Here is a 6,193-nt window from a genome sequence, read left to right as displayed (position 1 = left end):
CTTGCCTGCGATCCATTGCGAAGCGATGGCAAAACCCGTCCACGCGGTGTGTCAGGTGAATAGAGTTCTCTGGTTTTGCTGCCGCTTCGCAGCACATCGCGAGCAAGCAACGCTCCTACGCCTTCGGCAGAAGCGGATCGCAATGTAACTTCGCGTTGGTGTTGGCATTCGCTTTTGATACTGGCCGAAGGCCGTGGGAGTGCCGGGGTGGCGCTCCACCTTGCCTGCGATCCATTGCGAAGCGATGGCAAAACCCGTCCACGCGGTGTGTCAGGTGAATAGAGTTCTCTGGTTTTACTGCCGCTTCGCAGCACATCGCGAGCAAGCAACGCTCCTACGCCTTCGGCAGAAACGGATCGTGTTGCGGTCCGGGCTTTTGATTCTGGCCGAAGGCCGTGGGAGCTGGCTTGCCTGCGATCTGGTGCGTAGCGCCAGCAAAACCCACGACTCGATCCCCGTGGCCCACTCCAACCCCCTCAAATGAACCTCCATCCCCCCGTTCCCTCATATACCGCTGCCATTCTTTTTTTCACTGACCGATAATCCTCCTTTTTCATCTTCACCTTCATCCCGGGCACCTCAATGCAGAATGAAGCACGCGTCACTATTCACCAGTTCGCCATCAGCGTCAGCGTGGGCGATGGCATCAGCAATGGCATGTTTTTGACCCGCAAGCTGCTGCGGCAAGCGGGCGTCAAATCCGATATTTACTGCATCAAACCCAACGACCAATTGCAGGGCGATGTCCTGTGCATGGACGACTACCAGCCCGGCAGCGCCGACGCATTGCTGGTTCATCATGGCATTGGCAACCCGGTTGAAGGCTGGTTGCGTGACTTGCCCGAGCGCAAGTTCATGGTCTTTCACAACATCACGCCGGGCGAGCTGTTCCCGCCGGATCACGCGATCCAACCGATGCTCGCCCACGGCTGGGATCAAGTGGACACCTGGCGACACTGGCTGACCGGCAGCATCGCCGACTCCCAGCAAAACCTGCAGGAATTGCTGCAACGCGGCTATTCGAGCGACAACGCCACCGAAATCCCCCTGCTCGTGGACCTTGATCGCATCGAGCCGCACACCATCAAGCGCAACGACCTCCCGCGCCCATTCACCCTGCTGTTCGTCGGCCGCATCATGCCGCACAAGAACCAGCTCGGCGTGGTCGAGGCCTTCGCGCAGTTGCTGCGTCGCTCCCACGTGCCGCTGCACCTGTACATCGTCGGCGGCTTCACGGTCATGGACTACAAGGAAAAGATCGAGAAGCGCGTCGCCGAACTCGGCATCGGCGCGTTCGTCAGCCTGACCGGCAAGGTCGACGACGACACCCTGAATTCCCTGTACGCCCGCAGCGACCTGTTCGTGTCGTTGAGTCACCACGAAGGCTTCGGCATGCCGCTGATCGAGGCGATGGCCCACGACCTGCCCGTCCTGGCCTACGACGCGCCGTCCAGCAACGTGACTCACACCCTCGCGGGCGCAGGCTTGCTGATCAACAACGACGACCCGCAAGTCGTCGCCGCCACCATCATGCAGTTGATGGAAAACCCCGCGCTGCGTCGCCACCTCAAGCGTCGCGGTGCCGAACGCCTGCACGAATTCGCCTATCAGCATTTGTATGACCGCCTGAGCGCCTTCCTCGCGCGCTTCGATTTGCACCTGCCGCAGCACAGTTTTGAAAAGCGTGCGCCGCAGCTCAACGTGGATTACCGCGTCGAAGGGCCGTTCGACAGCACCTACAGCCTCGCGCTGGTGAACCGTGAGCTGGGTCGCGCCCTGGCCGAGAATGGTCACCGCGTCGGTCTGCGGGCTACTGAAGGGCCAGGCCCGATTCCGGTCGATCCCGCATTTCTCGCCGATAACCCGGATTGCGCCGCTCTGCATGACCGCGCCGAGCGTCCTGCCAATAACGTGTTGCGCCTCATGTATCCACCGCGTGTCAGCGACATGGCAGGGGATTTCAACGTTGTGTCCTGCTATGGCTGGGAAGAGTCCTGCCTGCCCCAAGCGTTCGTCCACGACTTCAACCACCAGGCGCACCTCGTCACCAGCATGTCCAGTTGGGTGACCCGAACGCTGATCGACAACGGCGTCACCGCGCCGATCATCACCGTGGGGTTGGGTGCCGATCACATCCTGCGCGCCGACATCGACGCCTCTGCCTTGCCATCGCTGCCGAACGCCACCCTTGAACGCCTCAAGTTGCTGCACGTGTCCTCGTGCTTCCCGCGCAAAGGCGTGGACGTGCTGCTCAAGTCCTACGGCCAGGCCTTTACCGCCGATGACGCTGTGGTCCTGATCATCAAAACCTTCCCGAACCCGCACCACAACATCGAACAGCAGGTGAAGGACTGGGCCTCGGCGCTGCCGTCCGCGCCTGCGGTCGAGCTGATCGTTCAGGACTTGCCGGATTCCGCGATGCGCGCGCTCTACACCTTGGGCGACGTGCTGATCGCGCCATCCCGTGGCGAAGGCTTCGGCCTGCCGCTGGCCGAGGCGATGCTGCACAAACTCCCAGTGGTCACGACAGGGCAGGGCGGTCAGTCGGATTTCTGCACCCCCGACACTGCGTGGCTGATCGACTACCGCTACGAACGTGCGCGCACGCACCTCGAAGCCGCTGCGTCGGTCTGGTTCGAGCCGAGCGCCGATCATCTGGCAAGCCTTTTGGGCGAGTTCCACTCCGCCTGGAAAAACGGCAAATTCCCGGCCTTTATTGGCAAGCGGGTCGAAGCCGCCGACGCGCTGATCCGCAGCCGCTTCACCTGGTCGGAAGTCGCCAAGGCCACGGTCAAGGCCATCGAAACCGCGCAACAGCAGCCGCTGCTGAAAAAAGCGCCGAAGATGGGCAGCGTCACCACCTGGAACAGCGCCTGCGGCATCGCGACCTACAGCACCAAATTGCTGGAGCCGTCGTTCGGTGAAGAATGCGTCGTGTTTGCCAACGATGACGCGATCCTCACGGCGGGCGATCAGGACCACGTCGAGCGGTGCTGGAGCGCGGGCGCGACCGACACGCTGGACCGCCTGAAAGCCGCCGTCGAAAAATCCGGGGTCGATACCCTGCTGTTGCAGTTCAACTTTTCGTTCTTCGGCATCAAGCCGTTCGCGACCTTTCTGGACTGGGCACACGGTCGGGGCATTCGCACGCTGGTGGTGTTCCACTCCACGGCGGACGTGAAGCACGGCGAAGAATTGAAAACCCTTCGCGACATGCGCGAATCCCTCGCAGGGTGCGAGCGTCTGCTGGTGCACAGCGTCGGCGACCTCAACCGCCTCAAAGACTATGGCCTCAACGACAATCTGCTGATGTTCCCCCACGGCGTCATCGACACCCCGCCGCCCGAGCCTGGCCCGCGTCAATTGGCTGCGAAGCTGGAAGGCAAGACGATCCTCGCCAGCTACGGCTTCCTGTTGCCACACAAAGGCACGCCGGAATTGATCGAAGCGTTCGCGATGCTCGCGCAGAAAGACAAATCCCTGCACCTGCTGCTGGTCAACGCCCAATACCCGGTTCCGGCCTCCGCCGAACTGGCCGAAACCTGCCGCCAGCGCATTGCGCAATCGGATTTATCCGGACGAGTGACGCTGATCACCGACTTCCTTTCGGATGAAGAATCACTGGCGTGGTTGGGCATGGCCGACGCTATCGTCTTCCCGTATCAACATACCCAGGAATCGTCGAGCGCAGCCGTCCGTTGGGGCCTGAGTACCGGTCGTCCGGTTCTCTGCACGCCGTTGTCGATTTTCGAGGATGTGTCCGATGCTGTTACATTCCTGCCGGGCACTGATAGCGTAGCGCTATCAGATGGCATCAGGGCCGAATTAGACGCTTCTCCCCGTGCCAAGCAGGAAATCTGGCTGAAAAACCATGGCTGGAGTGCCGTGTCCGCCCGTCTGAACAACGTTTTGCGCGCGATATCGGCGTAAATTTACGGAACTTTAGGCTACGGTAAATAACGAATCTTCCTACTGACCCAATCAAGAAAGCCCTATGGACTTTCATAAAAAAGATGGATCACAGCTATTGTTTCGCCGCTATTTTGACATGTATGATCGGCGCGCAATCGTCAGTTATCTGTCTGAAGAGCTTTGAAAAAATGCTTGGGTCAGTAGCTGACGGCAGGGTTAGCGAATGATCGCTGACTTCCCATAAAGGGGGCCACGGCCCGCTGGGACGTGGCAACAGGCTAAGGCCGACGGGCCTTCTATCCGAACGGATGCCTGAGTGTCGATATCGACTCATATTGGAGATGAAAGAGTAATGGCTACTACCACTGCACAGATTCAACAGCTGTATGTTGCTTACCTGGGCCGCGCTGCCGACAAAGCTGGTCTGGACTACTGGTCTGCTCAGCTGAACGCTACCAACGCCACCCTGACTCTGGACGATCTGCGTACCAACTTCACTACTCAGCAAGCTGAGTACACTGATGCATACGCTGGTCTGTCGCGTTCCGACGCCGTCATCAAGATCTACAACAACCTGTTCGGTCGTGCTCCAGACGCAGCTGGTCTGACTTACTGGACCACTGGCGGTGGCTCTACTGTTCAAGCTGATCAGTTGCTGACCGCGTTCATCGCTGGCGCCGCTGCTACTGACGCTCAAGTAGTGACCAACAAGGTTCTGGTTGCCGAGGTTTACACTTCGACTGCTGGTGACGCTTATGTAAAAGCTGACGCTGCCTCGATCATCTCTACTGTTACCTCGAATGCTGCCTCCGTAGGTACTGCTCTGGGCCACCTGTCCGATGGCACCCTGCCAGGCGTCGCAGTTCCAGCTGGTGTGGCTGCAGTTAAAGCTGAAGCTATCGCAGTCAAAGCTCTGGCTGACCTGAAAACTGGCCAGATCACTTCTCTGACCGATCTGAACAAAGCAGTTATTGCGCTGAACGACAAGCTGCCAGCTGACAAGCAACTTGATGATGATGACCTGGCAATTACTCCTGCTGGCACCACAGCTACCTACGACGAAGCTCACGCTGCAGCTGATAACGCTCTGGCTGTGCGCAATGCAGTTAGCACCGACACCGTCGCTACTTTGCAAGCCAACGTCACCAACACCACCGGCGCGCTGAGCAGCGCGCGTGACGCTTTCGTCCAAGCTGCTGGCAAGACCGGTAATGTGGATCTGGCCGTTGCCTACGAAAAAGCTTACACAGCTAACGAAGCTGTAAAAGCTGCCGATAAAGCAGCAGTTACAGTTGCAACTGGCAAAGTAGATGTGGACATCAACGCTGCAGTTGCTGCTGATTCCACCGCCTTGGCTAAAGCTAACACCGCAGCCGGTCTGACTGGCTCTGCAGCTGTTACCGATGGCGCTTCCCTGTACAAAGCTCTGACTGATGGCACCAAAACCGCCGATCAAATCAAAGCTGTATCTGACGCTTTCGGTACCTTCTTGGGCACCACCGGTGCTTCTGACTACACCGCTCTGAAAGCGCTGGCTTCTACCGACTACACCAAAAATGTAGCTGTGGACAATCTGTCGGATGCTGGCACCGCAGTTACCAATGCTGGCGGCAGTGCTTACCTGACTGCCTACGGCAACAAGGTTACTGCTGACACTACTCTGGCCAACTACAACGCTGCTGATGCATTGGTCAAGCAAGCCGACGCGTTGGATGTTGCAGTTGATGCTTCGCAAGAAGCCGCCACTACTGCACACACCAACCTGCCTGCTTTCGCGCATGACTTGGCCGCCAACGCTGACGTGCATCTGAACACTGGTGCGGATCTGTTCTACTTCGCAGACGGCGTCAAAGGCTCTGACGACTGGACTATCACTGGTTTCAACAAGGGCGACGCTCTGTACATCGGCGAAGGCTTCACTCTCGCTACTGGTGTGACTGTTGCTACTGATGGCACTGGTAACTATGTTGGTACTAACGCTGCAGTGAAGGAAGTATTCTTCCTGCAAGACAAAACTACCGGCGTAGTAAGCGCTGTCATCGAGTCCAACGCTGTTGGTCACGCTGCTGGCGGTTCTGACGCTAACGTTGCAGTGATCACTCTGGCAGGCGTTACTTCTCTGTCCGACGTGAGCTACGCTAACGGCGTTATCACCAGCAACCACGTTGCTGTTGCTTAATTAGCTGTTGTTTGAAGTTTGCGATGGGCCTCGGCCCATCGCAGGCTGATCTCAAAAAACTCGCCCCTTAAAGGGCGGGTTTTTTATTGCCCGCTCCAGAAC

2 protein-coding genes are annotated in these 6,193 nt (G+C 58.4%); both read left to right on the top strand.

Translation table 11 applies throughout. From position 1 onward, the window contains the following. Nucleotides 1-582: 582 nt before the first annotated feature. Nucleotides 583-3,930: a glycosyltransferase gene (locus tag GVN17_RS29375; protein WP_166598775.1), complete on the top strand. Its 3,348-nt coding sequence runs from the start codon at nucleotides 583-585 to the stop codon at nucleotides 3,928-3,930. Nucleotides 3,931-4,264: 334 nt separating this feature from the next. Beyond that, complete coding sequence (locus GVN17_RS29370) at nucleotides 4,265-6,091, top strand: DUF4214 domain-containing protein (RefSeq protein ID WP_166598774.1); 1,827 nt, start codon at nucleotides 4,265-4,267, stop codon at nucleotides 6,089-6,091. The last annotated feature ends 102 nt before the right edge of the window (nucleotides 6,092-6,193 follow it).

Origin of the sequence: Pseudomonas sp. SLFW, assembly GCF_009905615.1 — a bacterium.
Classification (GTDB): domain Bacteria; phylum Pseudomonadota; class Gammaproteobacteria; order Pseudomonadales; family Pseudomonadaceae; genus Aquipseudomonas; species Aquipseudomonas bambusae.
The sequence above is the reverse complement of the archived record's forward strand: the minus strand, read 5'-3'. Positions and strand labels throughout refer to the sequence as shown.